Below are 20,751 nucleotides of genomic sequence, written 5' to 3' on the forward strand. Positions count from 1 at the left end.
GTAGACGCCGACACCCACGACAATCGCGCCGCCCTGGAACAGATACTGCACACCGACGCTCAGACCCGTCGTCAGCACAAGCTGCTGAAGCTGGGTCAGAAAGAGCGCCGCGATCACGGTGGCCGCGAGATTCCCCTTGCCGCCGAAAAGCGATGTCCCACCCAAAACCACGGCCGCGATCGACGGCATGAGGTAGCTGTCGCCCTGGAATGCGCTCGGCAGGGACATCAGCCCCGCAAGAAGAACGCCGCCCATCGCATAGAGAACACTCGCTCCGGCATAGGCCAGGATCTGGTATCGGCCGGAGACCACCCCTGCTGCGCGCGCAGCACGCGGACTGGCGCCAACCGCCTCGAACCTGCGGCCAAAGACCGTCTTCTTGACAATGAAGATCACCAGGCAGGCGACAATGACGGCGACATAGGCCAGCGTCGTCACGCCGAAAATCTTGGAATTCGCGAAATGCGACAGAAGATCCGGCACAGCGACGGGCGTGCCGCCCGAGATTTCCACGTCGAGGCCATAGAGGAGAGCGTTCATGCCGATCGTCGCGACGATCGGCGCGACGCGGGCGCGGCTGACAAGAAGGCCGTTGATCGCCCCGGACACCAAGGCGGCGCCAATCACATAGACGATCGCCAGGCCGAAGGCCGAGCTGTTCGGTCCGCCCTGGCTGTTCGAGTAGTAGGAAATGATGACGCCGCTGAGTGAGACGACACCCGGCACCGAGAGATCGATGCCGCCTTGCTGAATGACGAGAGTCTGGCCGAGTGCCACGAGCGCCAGGATCGCGGCGAAGGGCAGCATGCCGCTCAGCGCGCTCCGGCTGAGGCTTTCCGGTTCGACGATGCCGCTCAGCACAAACAGCAAAATAGTCGCGAGGAGGATACCGCGGCTGGAGCGGAAGAGCTCGCCCCTGCTCCGCGAGCGTGCAACCTTGGTGGTTGCCGGCGCGACGTCCTCGTCGCTCGTCATGTCGACTTACCGGCCGGCGCGTTCCGCAGCCTCACGGGCCCACCCCCTGTAGAGTCGTCCATCCCATGCGCCTCCCCTCCAAGCACATTTGTCTGCCGATGCGACAAACCGACAAGTTTCTCAAGCCCTCGCCTGTGGAACGGAGCCTCATCAGTTCAGCCTGACGCAGCTGCTCCATAGCTACCTCCTATGGATGATCTGCCCGGGCCGCGATCTCCATAATGCAGCCTGCGCCATGGGATCGCTACTATCGTTGGAGATGAAGCCGGACCAGGACGCCACGGCGATGCGCGGATATCCTGACTGACCATGTTTCCAAAGAGCCACCGGCCTCAACGGCCGTTCGAGAATGGTCCGCCATGCCTGCCCGCCTCTTTCCCAAGCCATCCATCCAACATTCCGGAGGACGATCGCTCGCCGAAATGGACCCCGCGGACCAAGGCCAATTATTATCCATCCGGTTTCATTTCCAGTACCGGTTCTTGTTCACAAGATACACGCGCCGGGACTTATGTAAACCTTCCCGTGCGTCATCAGATGCTTTTGCCGCCTGCGCCGCGACTTCGTGATCCCATCAACAACTGCTCGAGCGATAAGTCTGGCAAATCGTCGTAGTGGCATCGAAGCTCCGTCAGAAGGGGTAAGGGTTGCAAGGATGCTACCCGCAATGCCATCTCGCCTGCGCCGCTGCACCGCCTCGCCGCGCGCGAAGCCGATATCGTGCCTCGGTGATTGAGCGGGCTTGGCAGAGTGGTTATGCAGTGGTCTTCCCGACCACAGGTATCGGTTTTCGATTCCGGTGGCCCGCTCCATCGACAACAGGAGATCTTGCAGCCGGCGTAAGCGGCTCGCTCTCCAGTTACAGGCCGTTACTTCCGCGCAGCACATTCGACACGATGTTCAGTTTTATTGCTTCGAGCGGCCAGAGGAAATCCCAACGCCCACCCGATCCTTTGGCCGCGCTACCATACTTGGCCGCGTGCACTGGCCACGCCGTTTGACCAAGACAACTCGTTGTAGCAACAAATTTCACTGGCATGTCGCGGCATGTGGTAGCGCCGCCGCTGCTTACCTTCAGGGTAGCAGGGCATCGATCGTTCGGGATTATTCCGTAATCACTAGAGCCGAGCCGCGCCAAGCGCTGAGCTGGCGTAAGTTGACGGAAGTTTCGATGCTCCGATTTCGGAACGAATTGCGAAACTGCCATGATAGATCTAGGGGACGGGCGTCGTGAAGGAAGCCGAGCGTTTGACTACGATACCTGGGCAAGACAATTTTGTTTTGACACTCTGGCCCCGAGGCCGTGCGGATTCGCCCACGCTGCCCGTCTACCTCGCGATTGATTCTCAGCAGGCCGAGGATCTTTCTTCGCTGCTGCAAGGCTGGCTGCAAAACCAGCGCGCGGCCACTCGGCGATTGGACGATTCCTCGAGTCATGCTCCGCGTTTTGATCCGATCGCGCTGCCTCCCGCGCTGACATTTCTATCGCGCGCCCCGCTCCGCTCCGAGACAAAGACGGCGATCGACGCCTAAAACCATTCGATCGTGGCGAGGAGAGCATGATCCGATGATCATGCTCTCGGGAACCGACGGAAGCGCGGCGGCAGAGGTGCTGCCGCCGTTCCGCGGCATCTACCTTAATGACCAGACGTCGGCCCGAGTCTTCTGCTTAGGCGGTGCTAGGGCTCTCCCTCTTCCAATGCATGATGGACGTTGCGAGCTTGGCCATCTGGATGACCAACCTTTGCGCGCCGCCGCGCTCAGTCGAATTCATGCCTATTTCGAACACAGATCCATGGATAGCTTCAGGTCAGCAAACAGAAAAAGAGTTTGCCCCAATGAAGATCATGCTCGCCTTCGCCGTATTGATGATCGCTTTCGGTCTCTGGTCCGTCACCACCCTCCCGATGAGCAACGTCGTGATATGGCTCCTCGCCATCGCCGGCTTCTTCGGCATGCTCGCCCTCGGGCTCATGTGCGTCGAGTATATCGAATGGCGCGCCGCCCATAACGGGCCCGCCCATCGGCCGTCATCCTACCGATGGCATGTCAGCCTATGAACCACGCGTAAGGCGGGGACGCCTCGCCCGGCCTTATCCTACAGGGGTCCGGCGCAAAGCGTCGCCGGGGCCCGGCGGGGCCCGGACTTACCCGCACCACTCGCGGATCCGTGAGGGCAAAAGCTCGCCGGCGAGGTTGGTTGCCGCCCGTGGCGAACCCAAAGCCGCATAATGTGACCTCCAGCGTGCCGCTACAGTCCGAACCTATTGGACACGCATCTTTGCGGCGTGCTTCAGTCTCCTCAAAAGACTAATGTCACTAGAACAAAAGCTGCGGGGAGTCGTGAGATGGGTTTGCGAGACGTCATTGAGACCGTCCACCAGCGCGCGCGAGCGCATGAGGCAACCCAGGCCAGCCTCTCCGAGCGGCGGGAGACAGAGACCGAGACCTATGATGACCTGTTCCGCCGCCTCGACGATTGGCTGAAGCCTCTGGTGGCAGAAGGCAAGATCCAGACCTCCCGCGAGGCCGTGAGGGTGGTTGACGCAAAACTCGGTGAGCTGAAGGTTTGTACCCTGTCGGTGCATCCGTGCCCGAACGTGGGTGTGGGCGTATCCATCACGCCCACCGGCGCGCCTTCGATTACCATCAGAAACGAGATCAAGATGCGCCGCACGGACAACGCGTCGCGCCCTGACCCCTTCTTCATTTACAAGCTCGCCTCTGATGGCGAAGAGGGACCTTGGCGCATCACTCGGCGCACCCACAATCCGGGCAAACCCAAGCCGCTGGTTCTCGAGACGTTTGAAGAAGCCATCTGCACGCTATTTCTAGGCTAGCAGCCACGACTTTGGTCGGATTTGCGGGATAGGCACCCCGTCCGTTTCTTGAGTCCAGACTCTAGGCGGCAACCGCCGAGAGACCGGCGGAAGCGCATGGTCGCAGCCACGGCCTAGTGTTTTCCATTTCCTCTGCACCCGCGAAAGCATAGAGCACGCAAGGCCGCCGTCTGGCTCGGCGGCGACCGGTCACCAGCCGGAGAGTGCGTCACAAGCGCGGCCGATCGAGCTGCCAGGTCAGGTGCGAGCGCACCGCCGGCCATTCCGACGGGACGATGCTGTAGACACAGGTATCGCGCAACGTGCCATCCTTCGCGCGCTGATGGCAGCGAAGAACACCATCCAGCCGGGCCCCAAGCCGCTCGATAGCCCGCCGGCTTTGTTGATTGAGGAAATGGGTCCGGAACTCAACGGCCAGGCAATCCAGAGTGTCAAAGGCATGGGTCAGCAGCAGGAGCTTCGCCTCGGTGTTGAGGCCGGTCTTCTGAACGCTCTGAGCGGTCCAGGTCGAGCCGATCTCCACGCGCGGCCCCACGGTATCAACGTTCATATATGTGGTCATGCCGGCGACGCGGTTACGCGACCGGTCGATCACCGTGAAGGGCAGCATCGTCCCCAGCGCCTGAAGGGCGAGGCGGCGACGGATTTCGCCAGTCATCTCCTCCGGGCTCGGCGCGCTCGTGTACCAGAGCCGCCACAGCTCACCGTCGCGCACGGCATTCTGCAACCCATCGTGATGATCCTCCGACAGGGGAACCAGCTCGACGTAGCGGCCAGCGAGGCTGACTGGCGCGAGGGGTTCAGGCGGTGTCTTGGTCATCCCGGTCAGGCTCCTGCGCGGCGCGGATAAAGGTGCAGCCGGCGAAGGGACTATCGCAAACTGGTCCGGCTACCTAGTACCGGCCGACCTCCTGGATTGGCAGTCGCCCATGACGAAGATGCGGGACCTCGGTAAAGATTCAGACGCTACCTAGCGGCCAATCCGCCGTAGGATGCAGGGCGCGGAAGGGAGGAGACTGATGTGTCGCTTTGCTGAGCTTTTCGGCCTGGTATCCGGCAACTGCGGTCACCCGAACCTGACCGTGGATATCCTGGTCGCGCTCATAGCCTGCGCCGTATTGGTGGAAATCCCATCGCTCTTGCCCCGTCGCGGCAAGCGGTAGGCCGTGGGCAAGGCCCGTTCCGCTAAGACGCCGCCGCCGTTCCCACGTAGAAATTAGACCTACCGTTGAGATGGGCGGTCGCGGAACCCGGGGCACCCACGTCATCGTTGGATGAGCACGCGGCGAGAGCGGCGAGCAGCAGTCCCAGAAGCATTATCTTCATCGAATCATGCCTAGGGGTGGACCCTCTCGGCCGAGCAACGGAACAGACGCCCGCCAAGTCATTGAAGGAAAATGCCGACACTCGGAATTGAACCGAGGACCTACTGATTACGAATCAGTTGCTCTACCCCTGAGCTATGTCGGCGCCGGAGGCGGGTCGTGTATCGTGATCGGAGGGAGGGCGCAACTGCCGGAGATGGGTTAGGATCGCAGGCCCGCCAGCGGCGCGGGGCGTCAGCGGGAGGTTGTGATGGGCTATGCCGAGGATGGCGTCTGGAACACCGGATGGTACGATACTAAGGCCACGGGCGGCCGCTTCCAGCGCACCACCACGCAATTTCGCAACTGGATCACGCCAGACGGAGCCCCAGGTCCAAGCGGCGATGGTGGCTTCGCGGCGGAAGCCGGGCGCTATCACCTCTATGTCTCGCTCGCCTGCCCCTGGGCACATCGCACCCTGATCTATCGCGTGCTGAAGGGCCTCACGGGGCAGATCTCGGTCAGCGTCACCAACTGGGTCATGGCCGAGGCAGGCTGGACCTTCGTGCCCGCCGCAGGCGTGATCGCCGATCCTCTGGGCGCCGAGACCGTTTTCGAAATCTATCGCCGCGCCGTGCCGCGCTACTCCGGGCGGGTCACCGTGCCGGTTCTGTGGGACAAGCAGCGCGAAACCATCGTCAATAATGAGAGCAGCGAGATCATCCGCATGCTCGGCGCCGCCTTCGATGGCATCGGCGCCCGGCCGGGTGACTACTACCCGTCGGCCTTGCGGGAAGAGATCGACGCCCTCAACGCCCGCATCTACGACACCGTCAACAACGGCGTATACAAAGCCGGCTTCGCGACGACCCAGGCGGCTTATGAGGAGGCGGTGTTCCCGCTGTTCGAGACGCTCGATTGGCTCGAAGCGCGTCTCTCGGCGCGCAGCTACCTCTGCGGCGAGCAGGTGACGGAGGCCGATTGGCGGCTGCTGACCACCCTGCTGCGCTTCGACGCCGTCTATGTCGGGCATTTCAAGTGCAACCTGCGGCGGCTCGTCGATTATCCGCAGCTATGGGACTACACGCGTGCCCTCTACCAGACCCCCGGCGTGGCGGAGACAGTCAACTTCCGCCACATCAAAGGCCACTACTATCAGAGCCACGGGACGATCAATCCAACCGGCATCGTCCCCGCCGGACCGCTGCTCGACTTCACCGGGCCGACCGCGCGGCGCAGTCCTTTGACCTGAGCGGGCGGGCACCGCATCGCTCAGCCGCGTTCCACCAGCTCACGCAGCACAGTCTCCAGGGCCGTCTCGCCCTTTCTGGACTCGGCGGCGCCGCCCTCGAAGGCGATCCAGCCTTCGTTGAAGCCGTCGAGCATCTGAATGCGAGGCATCGGATTCTCGGCACCTTGGGATCGGAACAATGTCTCCCAACCATCACGGGGCACGAGTTCCATCCGTATCGGGCGCCCGAGGATCTTGGTGAAAGCGGCGGCGATATCCTGCGCGGCATAGCGTCGCGAGGCTTCAAGCTCGACCACACGCCGGCCCGTCCAATCCTCTTGCAACAGAGCCGCCGCGACACGCCCGATATCCGCCGTCGCGATCATGGGTACCGCATGGTCGAGCGGCTGCAGGAAACTCGGCACAACCCCCTTGTCACGCGCGGGCGCGACATCCCAGGCGGAATTCTCCATGAACCAGGCGGCGCGCAGGAAGGCGATCGGCAACGGCAGATCACCCAGTGCCTTCTCCATGATCCCGAGTTGGGAGAGCAGGTTCGGCCGCGTCACCTGAGCGCCGACCGTGGAAAGGCAGACCACCCGAGGCGGCCGGGCGGCGAGAAGGCCGGCGTGGAGCGTGGCGCTGATCGCCCGGACCTCGGGGAAGCCTTCCGCAGGGTCGAACAACGACGGGATCATCACGAACACGCCTTCAACCTCCGTGAAGGCGGCAGTCAGCGCGCGGACATCGCTGATCTCGGCAAGCGACACCTTACAGCCTTGCTCACTCCAGGCGCGCCCCTTGTCGGCGTCGCGCACAACGGCGCGCACGCCCTTGCCTTGGGCCAGCAATTCGCGCGCAACCGCACCGCCGACCTGGCCGGTGATTCCCATAACTGCATACATCGTCTTCTCCATTTCCTGAGGCGCGCCCGAGCCGGTTCGATGAGCGGAGGATTGCGACGGCTCTCCGGCAATGCGGGCCATCGCTCAACCTCCGCGCCGAGTTCCGCGGAACCTGCCCGTTCGACCCAAATCCGTCATGGCACGCGAAGGCGTGCCATCCACGCCTTGCCTTCGTCACGCGAGCATAGGCGTTGATGCTCGGCCTTCGCCGAGCATGACGTCGGTGGGTTGAGCACGGTTCAAGCCGGTCTTGCGGCTCAGTGTCGCAGGGTTGTGCCACCAATCCGGTTTTGACCTAAGTGCGCTTCCGTCACATCATTGCTGACGAAACCGCACGGATCGACCATGGCTTTCGATGGCCGGCTTCTCGCTGGGGTGAGCGTCCTGTCCGCCGTCATCGAAGGCGGCAGCTTCGTGCGCGCCGGCCTGGCTTTGGGCCTCTCCCCCTCGGGCGTCAGCCGCGCGATTGCCCGGCTGGAAGGCCGCGTCGGCATACGCTTGCTCGACCGCACGACGCGCTCCGTCACGCTGACGGATGAAGGCCGCCGCTTCTACGAGGAGGTCAGCCCCCTGCTCGCAGGTATCGAGGAGGCGGCGACAGTCGCCTCTGGATCCTCCGTCATCGCCAGAGGCAGGTTACGGGTGGATATCGACCCCTTCTTCGCCCGGCTGATGCTCGCGGGTCATCTCGGTGAGTTTCTCGAGCGCCATCCGGAGCTGTCCCTGGAACTGACCACCCGCGAACACCTAGGCGACCTGGTCGCGGACGGCATCGACCTGACCATGCGCTTCGGGGAGCCTCAGCCTTCCTCCTCCATCGCGCGCAAGCTGATCGAGACGCGGATCCTAACGGTCGCCGCGCCGAGCTACCTCTCACGCCACGGACGGCCGAAGCACCCAAGCGATCTCACCGCCCATGCCTGCATCCAGTTCCGCGACCCCGTGACGCAGCAGCCCTTCGCCTGGGAATTCCATCGGGGCCGCGAAGTTCTGCCCGTGAAAACGACGGGCCGGCTACTGGTCGCCGACGTCGGGACCATGCTCGGCGAATGCCTCGCCGGCGCCGGGGTGGCGCAGGTCATGGCGCTTGGCGTCCAGGATTTGCTGGATGAGGGCCGGCTGGTCGAGCTGTTCCCGGACTGGCCGGGCGAGCTGTTCCCGCTCTACGCGCTCCACCCGTCCCGGCATCACCCGCCGGCGAAGGTGCGGGCCTTCATCGAATTCGTGTTGCAGGCGCTCCGTTAGCCGCTAAGGCGCCCCTCCACAGGGTCCGCAGCCCCGCTCGGCCGGATCTGTAGTGCGTAAGGATGATATTTCTCCGCCGCTTATCCCCTTAAGAGCGGTCATCACGCGCTCGCCCTCAATTGCTATCCTTTGGACATCGACCACCACGTTCCTCCGGAGCTTCGCGGGGGGCCAACATCGATCACGAGATCACGTCCCTCAGCTGGGAGCTGACCAGAATGTCTCTAACCGACAACGATATTCTCGCGCAACTGACCGAAATCTTCCGCGACGTCTTTGACGATCAGACGCTCGTTCCGGAGATGGACATGACGGCGGATGATATTCCCGAATGGGATTCGATGTCCCAGGTGACCTTGGCCGTTGAGGTCGAGCACCACTTCAAGGTGAAGTTCAAATCGGCCGAGATGGAAGAGCTCCGCAGCGTTCGTGACCTGGTCGAATTGATCAAGTCGCGCGCGACCGCGGCAGCCGCTTAACACCCGCGAGCGAGCGGCAGCGCATCATGCTGTTTAATTCCTATACCTTCCTGTTCGCCTTCTTGCCGGTGGCGCTGCTGGGGTTCTACCTCGTCAGTCGCCTGGGCCGGCGAGCGGCGGCCGGATGGCTGATCCTCGCATCCTTCACCTTTTACGGCTGGTGGAACCCGCAGTTCGTTATCCTGCTTGTGCTGTCCATCGTCCTCAACTACGCGGCTTCCGAATTGATCGCCGCCTGCAAGAGCCGGCCAACACTTCAGGCAAGCTGTCTAACCGTCGCTATCGCGGCGAATGTCGGTGCGCTAGTCTATTACAAGTACCTTGCGGTGATGGTTCACGCGCTGACCGGCCTGGGCGTGATACACGCCGCCACGCCGGATATTGTCCTGCCGCTCGGTATATCGTTCTTCACCTTCACGCAGATCGGCTATCTGGTCGATCGCAAGCAGGATCTGGTCAAGGACCGTGGCGTCCTCGACTACGTTTTGTTCGTCACCTTCTTTCCGCATCTAATCGCCGGCCCGATCCTGCATAACCGCGAGATCATGCCGCAATTCTCGGATACCGCGACCTATCGCTTCTCCGGTGAAAACCTGGCTGTCGGGCTCTCGATCTTCGTCATCGGTCTGGCCAAGAAGTGCCTGCTCGCCGATCCAATTTCGACCTCGATCGGGCCGGGATTCAGCAACGTCGCCCATCTGCCGGCGCTCGCCGCTTGGAACGTCGCGCTGTCCTATTCGCTGCAACTCTACTTCGACTTTTCTGGCTATTCCGACATGGCCATCGGCCTAGCGCGGATGTTCAACATTCGCTTTCCGCTCAACTTCAATTCGCCCTACAAGGCGACCTCGATCATCGACCTTTGGCAGCGCTGGCATATCACTCTCTCGCGCTACCTCGCGCTCTATCTGTACAGTCCGATTTCTCTGGCGGTGGCCCGGTGGCGCAGTAAGCGCGGAATGGGGATCAACCGCGAGGCCCAGTCGAAGCTCGGCGGGTTCGCCGCGATGGTGATGTTCCCGACCATGGTCACCATGGGCCTTGCAGGCATGTGGCATGGCGCCGGCGTTACCTTCCTGATCTTCGGCCTGCTGCATGGATCCTATCTGACCATCAACCACGCCTATCGCATCTTCTGGCCCCACACGAAGAAAGCGGCTGACGAGCGCAGGCTGGTTCGCGGCTTCAATATCCTGCTCACCTACGGTGCGGTGGTGCTTTCACTGATCTTCTTCCGTGCGCCTTCGGTACAAGCCGCAGGACAATTGATCAGCGGCATGATCGGGCTGCACGGCGTCGAGAGCCTGACCTTCCCGGCGCCTTTCCTCGGGCTGCTCGGCCATGTCGGCGCGATCCTGCAAAACCATGGCGTGATCGTGGGTGTTTCCCGGATCGACTTCATGGGGCAGGCGCTGCACTTCGCCTGGCTGATCCTGCTCTTCGTCATCATCTGGGGCATGCCGAATACGCAGCAGATCATGCGTCGCTTCACGCCGGCACTCGGCCGCATCCAGCCGGGGCCATTCGACGCCTATTCCTGGCGGCCGAGCCGCGGCTGGGCCGTGGCGATCGGGGTTGTCGCCTCGATCGGCGTGCTCGCCATCGGCGGCACCGGCGAATTTCTCTACTTCCAGTTCTAGCAACAAATCAGTCGAATGACGGTTAGTAAGGACGGCGGCCGATGATGGATGGGACGCGCGGCGCATCGATGAGCGGAAAGGGCCGCTTAGCGTCGGCAACTATGGCTTCCGGCTATGCCGGTGGCGGCTCGGCTCAGAGTGGCGCCGAGTCACCGGCGGAAAGCCGTTCGGCTACCCGCGCCGCGAAGCGCGTGAGCGCGGTTTCTGCCCGCAGCTTCCTCGTATGGTCCGCGCTGAGCTTCGTCGCATCCTTTGGCCTCATCTGGCTCTATGTCGCGACGATGCCGATGGCCTTCCTCACCGAGGACTATGCGGTTTGGGTCGCCAAGCGAGCGATGCTGAACGAATGCCGGCTCGGCGATGTCTCGGTGTTTGGCGACAGCCGCGCCATGGCCGGCATGGACCCGAGCAAAATGCCGATGCCGGTGGCAAATCTCGCGCTATCCGGAACAAGTCCGATTGAGACCTATTTCGCCGTTTCACGCGCGCTGCGCTGCCCTACGCCGCCCAAGCTAGTGGTGATTTCCCATAGCTCGCCGAAATTCATGGACGACTCGAGCTATTGGGATTTCAGCGCCCGCACCGGCTTTCTGAATTATACCCAGATGCGCGCCGTCGACGCCGACGCGGCGCGGCTGCACGATAATCAAATCGCCCGCCAGCGCCGCAGCGACGGCCTCGCTTTGGCCCTGCGCGACCGGCTTTTCGCGCTGCGCTTCCCGCCCTTCTATTTCGACAGCCTGGTGAACGGCTATTTCGCCTCGCGCTGGGGCCACAATCGCGGCATCGCGCGTGACATCCAGCAAAACGACGGCCACGGGCTTTTCGGCAAGGATCCCGGCACCTCGGCGATCGCCATCGAAGGCGAACCGGGCTTCGCGCGGAATTATGCGATTTCGCCGCTCATCGACTCGTACTTCTCACGGACCCTCGCACTTCTCGCCGCGCACCACATTCCTGTGGTGGTTCTGACGATGCCGATCAACCAGGCGACCTTCGACAAGACATCGCCGAAGCTGAAGGACCAGCTGACCGCCTATTTCCAGGCCAAAGCCAAGGAATTTCCCGCCGTCCACGTGGTCGGACCCGCCATTCCCTGCTGGCCTGATCAATATTACGGCGATGCATGGCACCTCAACGCCAGCGGAGCCGCCGCCTATAGCGCGGAATTGGGCCCATGGTTGCAGGACATCGCAGCCGGGGGATCGCCTAAGGCACTGCCGAATCACTGCAAACTACCGGGATAGTTGGGGCGAGCCGGCGGTTTGCACTCGGCCAAAGGCAGGAACCGCCGCCTCGCTATCACCCGAACGGCGAGCGTTACAAGCTCCCATCTGATCCCTAGGCTACGTCTATTCCGACTTGGTTCGCTGCAAGACGATCGCAGACCCGTAACACTTATGGATGATGGCAGGACCCCTTGGATTTTCTTCCCGACAACCATCCTGACGCAACCTTGCCCATGCGAGGATCCAAAATGCAGGCGATCACTTTCGGCGATTGCTTCGGCTGGCTCCATGACGGTTCCGCGTCATCCGGCAGCGATATCGGTGTGGTACTCTGCACCGGGTTGGGGCGAGATTCCGCCACCGCTCATCGGTCCTTCCGGCTCCTGGCCGATCGCCTCTGTGCCGACGGCTATCCGACGGTCCGTTTCGACTATCCAGGCACCGGCGACTCCTGCGAAATCGCAACAGCCGATTCCTGGGCCGCTTGGGAGAACGGCGTAAACCTCGCCGCCGACACGCTGCGCGCAACCACGAATGTCCAGCGGATCGTGCTGGTTGGCTTGCGGGCCGGGGCAATGCTCGCGACGCTGACCGCGGCCGCGAGAGAGGATGTCGCGGGGCTGGTGTTGCTCGAGCCCGTGCTGCGCGGCAAATCCTATGTGGCGCAACTCACAGTCGAGGCGCGGCTCCGTAGCAAAGGTGTTGCTGACACCAGCGACAGCCTCGATTTGGACGGGTTGCCGCTCACGCGGGAAACCCTCGATCGCATCACGCAGGTTGATCTGCGACAGGTGGCACTACCGTCTGTTCGTGCAATTTCAGTATTCAGCCGTGCGCCGAGCGCACTCCTCACGGCCTGCGTGGAGACTTGGCAAAATCAGGGCGCCTTAGTCGCCTGCTCAGACTTCGAAGGTCTGGACGCTTTGCTCCGTCCGACCCATTTCGCGGACGAACCTCTCGCTGATTTCACGCCGCTCCTGTCGTGGCTGACGGCCACTTTGCCTGCCCAAAAGGCACTTCCGTTCACCTCTAAGTCACCCGAGGCGACGCCGCTGCGTCCCGATGGATGTGTCGAGACCGTGCTGCGGTTCGGCGGCAATGCCACTCTGGTCGGGATTCTTTGCGAACCCGACGGAGCGAAAACTCATTTCGCGGTTGTCATCGGCAATACCGGCGGCGACCCCCATCACGGCTTCGCCCGCTTCTCAGTTGAACTGGCCCGCAGCCTCGCCGCAGAAGGAATCGCGTCGTTGCGGTTCGACTTCCCCGGCCTCGGCGATAGCAGCAACGCTCAAGACGACGGCGCCGAGGATGTGACTCATGCCTTTGAGGCCGATCGCAGCGCGGATTTCGCGGCGGCCATCACAAAACTGCAACAGCTCGGCTTTCAGCGCTTCGCCGTCAAAGGGCTTTGCTCCGGCGCCTATCACGCATTTCACGCCGCCGTGACGGACGAGCGAATCGATACGCTGCTGACCATCAATCTGCCCTGGTTCAGCCTGCGTCTCGATCGACCGCGGCCAGCAAGCTTCACGCGGCGCGCCATGACCACGCTTTCCGAGCGTCAGGCGAAAACCCTCATGCTCTATTCCGAGGGCGATGCCGGTCTGAAACCGCTCGAAGCGCATTTCGGCACGGACGCTGCTGGCCTGACGGAATTTCCGGGCGCCGAGACATCGACTGTCGCGGGCATCGACCACGACCTGACCGGAAGCGCGATGCGGCAATTGGTCGCGCGCCGCCTGATCGATTTTCTGCAAGATCGGCGCCGGCCGCACCAATCTATCCATTCTGAGTCCGCCGCCTCTCTGGCGCCGGCACATGCATTGACCTCGTGAGGAGGATTTCAAACAATGACCGTGCGTTCAGTCATTTTGGAGCAAATCACCCGGGTCGGGGAGCAGCAGAGACGCCAGCTCGCGCCGCTGACAGACAGCCTGCCGCTGCTGGATTCGGGCCTCGATTCGCTATGCCTCGCCATCATCGTCGCCGGACTGGATGACGAGCTTGGCCTCGACCCTCTTTCGGCGAGTGACGATGTCGAATTCCCCGTCACACTCGGCGAATTCATCAAGCTCTACGAAAATGCTGCAGCCTAGCCGCCGGTCCCTCTGGGATCTGGTAGCGCCCGAGGCGGCATCGCCGACGCGCTTCCTCGCCGATCCGCAAACGCGGATCTTGGTTCGGGACCTCGCTGACAGCACGACTCTCAGCGCGAAGCCTGAAACGCTGCGTGGTCTCTCGGTCATGATTTCGACCGACCGCCAGTTGTTGACGGCGCTTGCGCTGATCGAGCTCGACGGCATCGCACGGCGTATCGTTCTCTGCACGCCCGATCTGTCGCCCGCCTTTGTGCAATCGGCGATGATCGACGGGGAAGTCGATGTCGTCGTCACGGATGGCGGCGGCCCGACCCGGGAGGTTGACCACACCCTCAAGACGATCCGTATCGGCACAAGACTTCGTGAAACCCATGTGACGGCCGATCGCAGCGTCGATACGGAGTGGATACTTTTCACCTCCGGCACCACCGGCCGCCCGAAGCTCGCCATGCATACGCTCACCAGCCTTGTGGGTCCGCTGGTCGATAATCCTGCAGCCGGCCGCATTCCGGTCTGGAGCACTTTCTACGACATTCGTCGCTATGGCGGCCTGCAAATCATGCTGCGCGCCTTGGCCGGTGGTGGTTCGCAGGTTTTCTCCAGCGCCGCCGAGCCCGTCGCCGATTTCCTCAAACGCGCTGGCGAATGCGGCGTCACTCATATTTCCGGCACGCCATCGCACTGGCGGCGGGCTTTGATGAGCGGCGCGACCGCGAGCATGGCACCGGATTACGTGCGACTTTCAGGCGAGGCCTGCGACCAGGCGATTCTCGACAGCCTGCAGCGCGCCTATCCACACGCCAATGTCGCCCACGCCTTTGCGTCAACCGAGGCCGGCGTCGCTTTCGATGTGCGTGATGGCAAGGCCGGCTTCCCGGCAGCGCTCATCGATGCTAAGGGCTCCGGCGTCGAGATGCGGGTCGAGGATGGTTCACTCCGCATCCGATCCTCCCGCACGGCAGCCCGCTATCTCGGCGATGTCGCGCCTGCCCTCTCGAACGAGGTCGGCTTCATCGACACCGGGGATCTGCTCGAACTGCGCGGCGATCGCTATTATTTCATCGGGCGCCGCGAGGGAATCATCAATGTCGGCGGACAGAAGGTGCATCCTGAGGCTGTTGAAGCAGTCATCAACGAGCACCCTGCCGTCAGCGTATCCCGCGTCTCGGCACGGAAAAACCCGATAACGGGCGCGGTCGTCGTTGCCGAAATCGTGCTGAAACCCACAGCTACTCCGGCAAACGCGGAGTTCCAAGCGATCGTCGAGGAGATCCGCAAGCTGTGCCACGACCGGCTGGACCCGCATCAGGTTCCGGTGACATTCCGCGAGGTTCCGTCAATCGAGGTCGCCGCCTCTGGCAAATTGGTCCGACCTCGTGCGTAGCGTCCTGGTCACGGGCGGGAGTCGCGGGCTCGGGCTCGGAATAGCCCGCACCCTCGCCGCTTCCGGCTTTCAGGTCATCGCCATCGCGCGAACCGAAACCGAGCAGTTGACGACCGCAATGGCGGAAGTCGCGGGCGCGGGCCGGGGCACATTGTATTTCCACGCCTGCGATCTCACGGACCTCGCCGGCTTGCCGGCGATGGTGAAAGCCGTGCGAGCCGCCCATGGCCCCATCTATGGCCTGGTCAATAACGCCGGCATCGGTACGCCTGGCGTTCTGGCGAATATGAAAGACGCCGATATCGAGCGGCTGGTGACGCTGAATACCACCGCGCCGATGATGCTGACCAAATACGTCATTCGCACAATGCTCGCCGCGGGCGATGGCCGTATTGTGAATATTTCCTCTGTTGTCGGACTCACTGGATATTCTGGCCTTTCCGTCTATAGCGCGACGAAGGCCGCTCTGCTCGGCTTCACACGGTCACTCGCCAGGGAAGCCGGAAAACTCGGCATAACCGTCAATGCCGTCGCGCCGGGATTCGTCGATACCGAGATGACTCACGGGGTTGGGGAGCCCGAGCGAGAGAAGATCATGCGCCGCAGCGCCCTCCAGCGGATGCCCGAAGTCTCGGACATCGCGAACATGGTCGACTACCTGCTCAGTGACAAAGCCAGAAATATCACTGGAACTGTCATGACTGTGGACGCCGGCAATACCGCTTAATCGGCATTTATGACGCGGCTCCACCCTTTCGGATGAATTGCTTTCAATTCAAGTAACGTGGTCTTTTGTGTCTGTCGCCGTTGGTAGTCAAGCTTGACAAAACGGGCGCCCGAAGACCACTGCAAGCAGGATCCCATTTCCAATGCGGAACGAGACTCTCGCCCTTCACGCAGGCTTCGATATGGACCCGGCGACGAACGCGATCGCCGTGCCGATCTACCAGACCGTCGCCTATGGCTTCGATGACGCCGACCACGCCGCTGCGCTCTTCAACCTCGAAGTGCCCGGCTATCGCTACAGCCGAATCGGCAACCCGACCAATTCCGTGCTCGAACAGCGTGTCGCCGCGCTGGAGGGCGGCCTGGAGGCGCTCGTTGTGAGCACTGGCCAAGCCGCACTCCATTACGCCGTTGCGAATCTGGCGACGCCGGGCACCAACCTGGTTTCCGTGCCGCAGCTCTATGGCACGACCCATTCGATGTTCGCGCATTACCTGCCGGATATCGGCATCACCGTCCGCTTCGCCGAGAGCGACCGCCCCGAGGACATCGAGAAGCTCATCGATGGCCAGACCCGCGCGGTTTATTGCGAGAGTGTCGGCAATCCGGCCGGCAATATCTCGGACATTGGCGCTCTCGCCGAAGTCGCCCACCGCCACGGCGTCCCGCTGATGGTCGACAACACCGTCGCGACGCCGATCCTGCTGCGGCCCATCGAGCATGGCGCCGATATCGTGATCCATTCGCTCACCAAGTTCATGGGTGGGCATGGCACCACGCTCGGTGGCGCGATCGTCGATAGCGGCAAGTTTCCCTGGGCTGACCATCCAGAGCGCTTTCCGATGTTCAGCAAGGCGGACGCCTCCTACCACGGCCTGGTCTACACAAAGCATTTCGGCGCCGCCGCCTATATCGCGCGCTGCCGCAGCGTTCATCTCCGCACCACGGGCGCGGCACTTTCCCCGTTCAACGCCTTCCTGCTTCTCCAGGGCATCGAGACCGTCGCCGTCCGCGTCGATCGACACGTCGAGAACACCAAGCGCGTTGCCCAATTCCTGCGTGACGATCCGCGGGTTGGCTGGGTCAATTACGCCGGCTTCTCCGACAGCCGCTATCACAGCCTGGTCGAGAAGTATCTCGGCGGCCGCGCCTGCTCGCTGCTGACCTTCGGAGTCAAAGGCGGGTTCAGCGCCGGCGTGCGGTTCTATGATGGCCTGCAGATGATTAAGCGGGTCGTCAATCTCGGCGACTCGAAGTCCCTGGCTTGCCATCCTGCTTCCACGACGCATCGCCAGATGTCGGCGGAAGAGCAGCGCAAGGCGGGCGTAACACCCGAAACGATCCGTCTCAGTATCGGCATTGAGCATGTCGATGACATCATCGCCGATCTCGATCAGGCGCTCGCGACAGCCGTTGGCGAAATCTACCTTCCTGACGCCCCGCAGGGCCGGGTGCGCATCCCCGAGGTGGTACGATGAATTGGCTCGGTGAACAGAATCTCGCGACCGATCGCCGATCGAGCGACCGGCCAATCGTAATCGGACTCGTCAACAACACGTCCGACCGCGCGCTGAAGGTGACGGAAACGCAGTTTCTCCGGCTGCTGCTTGCCGCCGCGCCGGATGTTCCCCTGCACCTGAAGCTTTTCACCTTTCCGGAGATCCCGCGAGCCACTCCCCCGCGTGGCTGCATGGATGACGCCTATGCCGATCTGGCGGCGCTGTACGACACCAATGTCGATGCGTTGATCGTGACCGGGATGGAGCCGCAAACGTCGCGGCTCGATCACGAGCCGATGTGGGCGAGCTTCAAGAAGCTCGTGGACTGGGCCGAGGACCGGTCGCTCCCGGTGATGTGGTCCTGCCTCGCCGCTCATGCGGCCGTGCTCCATCTCGATGGTGTGGAGAGAGTGCAAGCCGGCACAAAGGTCTCCGGCGTTTTCGACTGCGAGGTCGCCTCGACCGAGCATCCGCTGATGGCGGGGATCAGCCCGCGCTGGGCGATCCCGCATTCACGCCAGTTTGGTGTTCCCGAGGAATCCCTGGTCGTGAGCGGCTACCGCGTTCTTTCGCGCTGCCCCGAAGTTGGGGTCGATGCATTCGTGAAGGACGGTCTGCCCTTCCTGTTCCTTCAGGGCCATCCGGAATATGACGCGGACACTCTCCTCCGTGAATATACCCGCGATGCGCGCCGCTACCTCATCGGTGAGCGGGACCTGTATCCTTCCGTGCCCTCGCATTACTTTGGTGCGGAAATCGACAGCGAACTCGCGCGTATCCGGCAGCGCGCGCTCGATGGTCAGCGCGATCTTGCTCTGCTGCAAGAAATCACGAATTTGGCGAAGGCCGCTCCTCATTCGGGCTCATGGCAGGCTCCGGCCACCCGCCTCTATGAGAATTGGCTGAACACGGCTGTCCGCCGGGATCACGCCTGCCACCTGAAGCAACTTCTCGGCGATGTCGCCGGCGGGAAGATCCTCGTGCCCGACAACGAAACCGCGACCGTGCGCTGAGCCAATGAGCACTGACTCCATGCAAATCGCCGCGCCCGCGCCGTTGTTCGCCGACCCCGGCGATCGCAAGGTGTGGGAAGATTTCCTGACGAAGGCACTGGCCGAGTCCCTTCAGCGGATCCCCGCGGGAAACGTCAGCCCGGATCTGGACTTCGGCAGGTTTCGCGACAGCCTCAAGTCATTCGACTTCGAGACCCCGCGTTCATTGTCCGAGCTGCTGCCCTGGGTCATCGAGCAGCTTGAGCATGGCATCGTCCATCTCAACCACCCGCGCTATTTCGGCCTCTTCAATCCGCAGCCTTCCTTCGCAGCGGAATGCGCGGAGCGAATCGTCTCCGCCTTCAACCCGCAGCTTGCCAGCGCCACCACATCGCCGGTTCCGGTCGAGATTGAAGCCCACGTCATCCGCGCAATCGCGGCGCGTGTTGGCTTGGCGCCTGGTGCCGGCGGCCACTTCACTTCGGGCGGTTCGGAGGCGAATTTCACGTCGCTGATCTGCGCGCTCACGGAAGCCAATCCTCTTTTCGCCACCGAAGGCGTCCGCGCTTATGCCGGGCCGCCGATGCTGTATGTTTCCGAAGACGCGCATCTCGCCTGGGTAAAAATCGCGCATCTGGCGGGTATCGGCCGCTCCTCGCTCCGTCTCGTGGCGACAGATCGCGATGGCCGCATGGACATGCAGGCACTCGCCGACACCATCCGCGCCGATAAGGCTGAGGGCCGGATTCCCGTGATGATCGTCGCCACCGCTGGCACGACGGGCGCGGGGATGATCGATCCGATCACCGCTTCCGCCGAGATTGCCCGGGCCAATGGCGCCTGGTTCCACGTCGATGCCGCCTGGGGCGGCGCGCTGATCGCTTCCGAAAAGCTGCGCCATCTGCTCGCCGGCATCGAAAGTGCCGACTCGGTCACGATCGATGCGCATAAGTGGTTCGCGACGACCATGGCCTGCGGCATGTTCATTACCAGCCGACCCGAGGTTATGTCGGACGCCTTCCACGTCGCAGTCACCTTCATGCCATCGACGACGCGAACGCTGGATCCTTACCTCAACACGGTCCAATGGTCGCGCCGCTTCCTTGGCCTTCGCCTCTTCCTCTCTCTGGCCTCGGTTGGCTGGGACGGTTACGGCGAACATGTCGAGCGTTCGGTCGCTTTGACCAACCTCCTCAAGCGGGAACTCGTAGCGCAGGGATGGACCTCCGCGAACGACTCACCGCTCGGGGTGCTATGCGTCGATCCGCCGCCGGGCTTCCCGTCCGCGCGTGCGATCACGCGAGAAATCGTCGCGTCACAATCCGCCTGGGTGTCCAGCACTTCGTTCCGCGGGCGTGATGTCGTGCGTATGTGTGTCACGAATGGTCAGACGATGCCTGAAGACGTCCTGGCCTTGGCTCGCTTACTCCAAAAGTTCAAGCAGCCGGCGACCGCAGATTCCTAGTATATTTCATCATCGTTTGGAGCATCTCACCATGACCGTTCTTGAAACCTACAAATTCCGCAAAGTCATCGATGACATCGGAAATCTGCGCTGGACCTCGCTGACGTCCGAGGACATGACGGCCGTCGCCTGGGCCTATTACTACTTCTCGATCCAGTTCCGCGAGAACCTGCAGATCGCTCGCAGCCTCTATCCGAATGACGAGAAGCTGATCCAGCTCGAGCAGGAAGAGTGCGACACTGACAACCTGTCGCCCTGGCCCGGCGTCGTCATGCACGGCGAAAAGGTCAACCACGACGAGTATATGCGCCGCACCCTCGATCTTCTCCCGATCGAGCGCAGCAAGGCCGTTTACTTCGCCAATGTCGGCGCGGCCTATCTGGAAGAAGTCCAGAAGCTCGACAACACCTCGCGCGCGGCTTCCATCGCGAGCTATGAGGACGGCGGTCTCGAGACCGTTTTCCGCGCGATCCTGCAGTACAGCAACTGGGACAACGCTCTCCTGCGGTCCTTCGAGCACTTCCTGGCCGAGCATGTCCGTTTCGACAGCGACCCGGAGCAGGGCCATGGCGCGCTGAGCCGGCACATCAAGCTCGACGACCGCGTGCTGCCGCTTTGGGAAGCCTTCAAGATGCTGCTCGTGACCTGCGTTCCGAGACTGTCGTCCTGAGGCCAGGCTCGCCTCGAGCACCGGTCGCGGCTCATTGTTCGGTTCAGAAAGCTATCTGAGCCGGA

At 62.5% G+C, this 20,751-nt stretch carries 20 protein-coding genes and 2 tRNA genes; 17 read left to right on the forward strand and 5 right to left on the reverse strand.

The genetic code is table 11. The features are described from left to right. A partial coding sequence (locus tag GSQ83_RS04440) for an ABC transporter permease (protein WP_158801678.1) occupies positions 1-975 on the reverse strand: 975 nt, incomplete at its 3' end. Between the two features lie 736 nt (positions 976-1,711). Between GSQ83_RS04440 and GSQ83_RS04445 the strand changes: the two genes are divergently transcribed. From GSQ83_RS04445 to GSQ83_RS04455, 3 genes are all read left to right on the forward strand, one after another. Further along, positions 1,712-1,787 (forward strand) — tRNA-Gly (locus GSQ83_RS04445). A gap of 1,026 nt (positions 1,788-2,813) precedes the next feature. Further along, positions 2,814-3,035, forward strand: a complete 222-nt coding sequence (locus tag GSQ83_RS04450) for a hypothetical protein (RefSeq protein ID WP_158801679.1) — start codon at positions 2,814-2,816, stop codon at positions 3,033-3,035. A gap of 288 nt (positions 3,036-3,323) precedes the next feature. After that, positions 3,324-3,815: a hypothetical protein gene (locus GSQ83_RS04455; RefSeq protein ID WP_158801680.1), complete on the forward strand. Its 492-nt coding sequence runs from the start codon at positions 3,324-3,326 to the stop codon at positions 3,813-3,815. A gap of 208 nt (positions 3,816-4,023) precedes the next feature. Here GSQ83_RS04455 and GSQ83_RS04460 read toward each other — a convergent pair whose 3' ends face one another. Beyond that, positions 4,024-4,635, reverse strand: coding sequence for a GNAT family N-acetyltransferase (locus GSQ83_RS04460; protein WP_158801681.1), 612 nt, complete (start codon positions 4,633-4,635; stop codon positions 4,024-4,026). A 199-nt stretch (positions 4,636-4,834) separates the two neighbouring features. On the opposite strand from GSQ83_RS04460, the gene GSQ83_RS04465 reads away from it, so the two are divergent. Then, a complete protein-coding gene (locus GSQ83_RS04465; RefSeq protein ID WP_158801682.1) occupies positions 4,835-4,978 on the forward strand; it encodes a hypothetical protein in 144 nt (47 codons plus the stop codon). 22 nt (positions 4,979-5,000) lie between these two features. On the opposite strand, the gene GSQ83_RS04470 is transcribed toward GSQ83_RS04465, so the two are convergent. Further along, positions 5,001-5,141 carry a hypothetical protein gene (locus GSQ83_RS04470; protein WP_158801683.1) on the reverse strand — a complete coding sequence of 47 codons (141 nt, stop codon included), beginning with the start codon at positions 5,139-5,141 and terminating at the stop codon, positions 5,001-5,003. 72 nt (positions 5,142-5,213) lie between these two features. Further along, a tRNA-Thr gene (locus GSQ83_RS04475) sits at positions 5,214-5,285 on the reverse strand. 105 nt (positions 5,286-5,390) lie between these two features. Between GSQ83_RS04475 and GSQ83_RS04480 the strand changes: the two genes are divergently transcribed. Further along, positions 5,391-6,371, forward strand: coding sequence for a glutathione S-transferase family protein (locus GSQ83_RS04480; RefSeq protein ID WP_158801684.1), 981 nt, complete (start codon positions 5,391-5,393; stop codon positions 6,369-6,371). A 20-nt stretch (positions 6,372-6,391) separates the two neighbouring features. Here GSQ83_RS04480 and GSQ83_RS04485 read toward each other — a convergent pair whose 3' ends face one another. Then, positions 6,392-7,336, reverse strand: a complete 945-nt coding sequence (locus GSQ83_RS04485) for an NmrA family NAD(P)-binding protein (RefSeq protein ID WP_254065498.1) — start codon at positions 7,334-7,336, stop codon at positions 6,392-6,394. 264 nt (positions 7,337-7,600) lie between these two features. On the opposite strand from GSQ83_RS04485, the gene GSQ83_RS04490 reads away from it, so the two are divergent. From GSQ83_RS04490 to GSQ83_RS04545, 12 genes are all read left to right on the forward strand, one after another. Further along, positions 7,601-8,500: a LysR family transcriptional regulator gene (locus tag GSQ83_RS04490; RefSeq protein ID WP_158801685.1), complete on the forward strand. Its 900-nt coding sequence runs from the start codon at positions 7,601-7,603 to the stop codon at positions 8,498-8,500. 218 nt (positions 8,501-8,718) lie between these two features. After that, positions 8,719-8,979 (forward strand): acyl carrier protein, encoded by a 261-nt coding sequence (locus GSQ83_RS04495; protein ID WP_158801686.1) that lies wholly within the window; start codon positions 8,719-8,721, stop codon positions 8,977-8,979. 26 nt (positions 8,980-9,005) lie between these two features. Beyond that, entirely contained in the window at positions 9,006-10,619 is a 1,614-nt protein-coding gene (locus GSQ83_RS04500) for an MBOAT family protein (RefSeq protein WP_158801687.1), read from the forward strand. Positions 10,620-10,660: 41 nt separating this feature from the next. Next, complete coding sequence (locus tag GSQ83_RS04505; RefSeq protein ID WP_158801688.1) at positions 10,661-11,866, forward strand: hypothetical protein; 1,206 nt, start codon at positions 10,661-10,663, stop codon at positions 11,864-11,866. A gap of 230 nt (positions 11,867-12,096) precedes the next feature. Beyond that, complete coding sequence (locus GSQ83_RS04510) at positions 12,097-13,686, forward strand: alpha/beta fold hydrolase (protein ID WP_158801689.1); 1,590 nt, start codon at positions 12,097-12,099, stop codon at positions 13,684-13,686. A gap of 15 nt (positions 13,687-13,701) precedes the next feature. Continuing rightward, positions 13,702-13,947, forward strand: coding sequence for an acyl carrier protein (locus GSQ83_RS04515; protein ID WP_158801690.1), 246 nt, complete (start codon positions 13,702-13,704; stop codon positions 13,945-13,947). Then, complete coding sequence (locus GSQ83_RS04520) at positions 13,934-15,334, forward strand: class I adenylate-forming enzyme family protein (protein ID WP_158801691.1); 1,401 nt, start codon at positions 13,934-13,936, stop codon at positions 15,332-15,334. Before GSQ83_RS04515 ends, GSQ83_RS04520 begins: the two co-directional genes overlap by 14 nt. Further along, positions 15,327-16,061 carry an SDR family NAD(P)-dependent oxidoreductase gene (locus GSQ83_RS04525; protein ID WP_158801692.1) on the forward strand — a complete coding sequence of 245 codons (735 nt, stop codon included), beginning with the start codon at positions 15,327-15,329 and terminating at the stop codon, positions 16,059-16,061. The genes GSQ83_RS04520 and GSQ83_RS04525 overlap by 8 nt, the downstream gene beginning before the upstream one ends. Positions 16,062-16,203: 142 nt before the next feature. Continuing rightward, entirely contained in the window at positions 16,204-17,538 is a 1,335-nt protein-coding gene (locus GSQ83_RS04530) for an O-acetylhomoserine aminocarboxypropyltransferase/cysteine synthase family protein (RefSeq protein WP_158801693.1), read from the forward strand. Next, positions 17,535-18,572, forward strand: coding sequence for a homoserine O-succinyltransferase (locus GSQ83_RS04535; RefSeq protein ID WP_158801694.1), 1,038 nt, complete (start codon positions 17,535-17,537; stop codon positions 18,570-18,572). Before GSQ83_RS04530 ends, GSQ83_RS04535 begins: the two co-directional genes overlap by 4 nt. Positions 18,573-18,591: 19 nt before the next feature. Beyond that, positions 18,592-20,016, forward strand: coding sequence for a pyridoxal-dependent decarboxylase (locus tag GSQ83_RS04540; protein ID WP_158801695.1), 1,425 nt, complete (start codon positions 18,592-18,594; stop codon positions 20,014-20,016). A 31-nt stretch (positions 20,017-20,047) separates the two neighbouring features. Then, entirely contained in the window at positions 20,048-20,686 is a 639-nt protein-coding gene (locus GSQ83_RS04545) for a hypothetical protein (protein WP_158801696.1), read from the forward strand. Positions 20,687-20,751 lie beyond the last annotated feature (65 nt).

It is taken from the genome of Acidisoma sp. L85, assembly GCF_009765865.1.
Taxonomy (GTDB): Bacteria; Pseudomonadota; Alphaproteobacteria; order Acetobacterales; family Acetobacteraceae; genus Acidisoma.

Bases quoted from the DNA above. Each gene is read 5' to 3' on its own strand.
- GSQ83_RS04450 (WP_158801679.1), top strand. From the start codon at position 2,814: ATGAAGATCATGCTCGCCTTCGCCGTATTGATGATCGCTTTCGGTCTC.
- GSQ83_RS04455 (WP_158801680.1), top strand. From the start codon at position 3,324: ATGGGTTTGCGAGACGTCATTGAGACCGTCCACCAGCGCGCGCGAGCG.
- GSQ83_RS04460 (WP_158801681.1), bottom strand. From the start codon at position 4,635: ATGACCAAGACACCGCCTGAACCCCTCGCGCCAGTCAGCCTCGCTGGC.
- GSQ83_RS04465 (WP_158801682.1), top strand. From the start codon at position 4,835: ATGTGTCGCTTTGCTGAGCTTTTCGGCCTGGTATCCGGCAACTGCGGT.
- GSQ83_RS04470 (WP_158801683.1), bottom strand. From the start codon at position 5,141: ATGAAGATAATGCTTCTGGGACTGCTGCTCGCCGCTCTCGCCGCGTGC.
- GSQ83_RS04480 (WP_158801684.1), top strand. From the start codon at position 5,391: ATGGGCTATGCCGAGGATGGCGTCTGGAACACCGGATGGTACGATACT.
- GSQ83_RS04485 (WP_254065498.1), bottom strand. From the start codon at position 7,336: ATGGCCCGCATTGCCGGAGAGCCGTCGCAATCCTCCGCTCATCGAACC.
- GSQ83_RS04490 (WP_158801685.1), top strand. From the start codon at position 7,601: ATGGCTTTCGATGGCCGGCTTCTCGCTGGGGTGAGCGTCCTGTCCGCC.
- GSQ83_RS04495 (WP_158801686.1), top strand. From the start codon at position 8,719: ATGTCTCTAACCGACAACGATATTCTCGCGCAACTGACCGAAATCTTC.
- GSQ83_RS04500 (WP_158801687.1), top strand. From the start codon at position 9,006: ATGCTGTTTAATTCCTATACCTTCCTGTTCGCCTTCTTGCCGGTGGCG.
- GSQ83_RS04505 (WP_158801688.1), top strand. From the start codon at position 10,661: ATGATGGATGGGACGCGCGGCGCATCGATGAGCGGAAAGGGCCGCTTA.
- GSQ83_RS04510 (WP_158801689.1), top strand. From the start codon at position 12,097: ATGCAGGCGATCACTTTCGGCGATTGCTTCGGCTGGCTCCATGACGGT.
- GSQ83_RS04515 (WP_158801690.1), top strand. From the start codon at position 13,702: ATGACCGTGCGTTCAGTCATTTTGGAGCAAATCACCCGGGTCGGGGAG.
- GSQ83_RS04520 (WP_158801691.1), top strand. From the start codon at position 13,934: ATGCTGCAGCCTAGCCGCCGGTCCCTCTGGGATCTGGTAGCGCCCGAG.
- GSQ83_RS04530 (WP_158801693.1), top strand. From the start codon at position 16,204: ATGCGGAACGAGACTCTCGCCCTTCACGCAGGCTTCGATATGGACCCG.
- GSQ83_RS04535 (WP_158801694.1), top strand. From the start codon at position 17,535: ATGAATTGGCTCGGTGAACAGAATCTCGCGACCGATCGCCGATCGAGC.
- GSQ83_RS04540 (WP_158801695.1), top strand. From the start codon at position 18,592: ATGCAAATCGCCGCGCCCGCGCCGTTGTTCGCCGACCCCGGCGATCGC.
- GSQ83_RS04545 (WP_158801696.1), top strand. From the start codon at position 20,048: ATGACCGTTCTTGAAACCTACAAATTCCGCAAAGTCATCGATGACATC.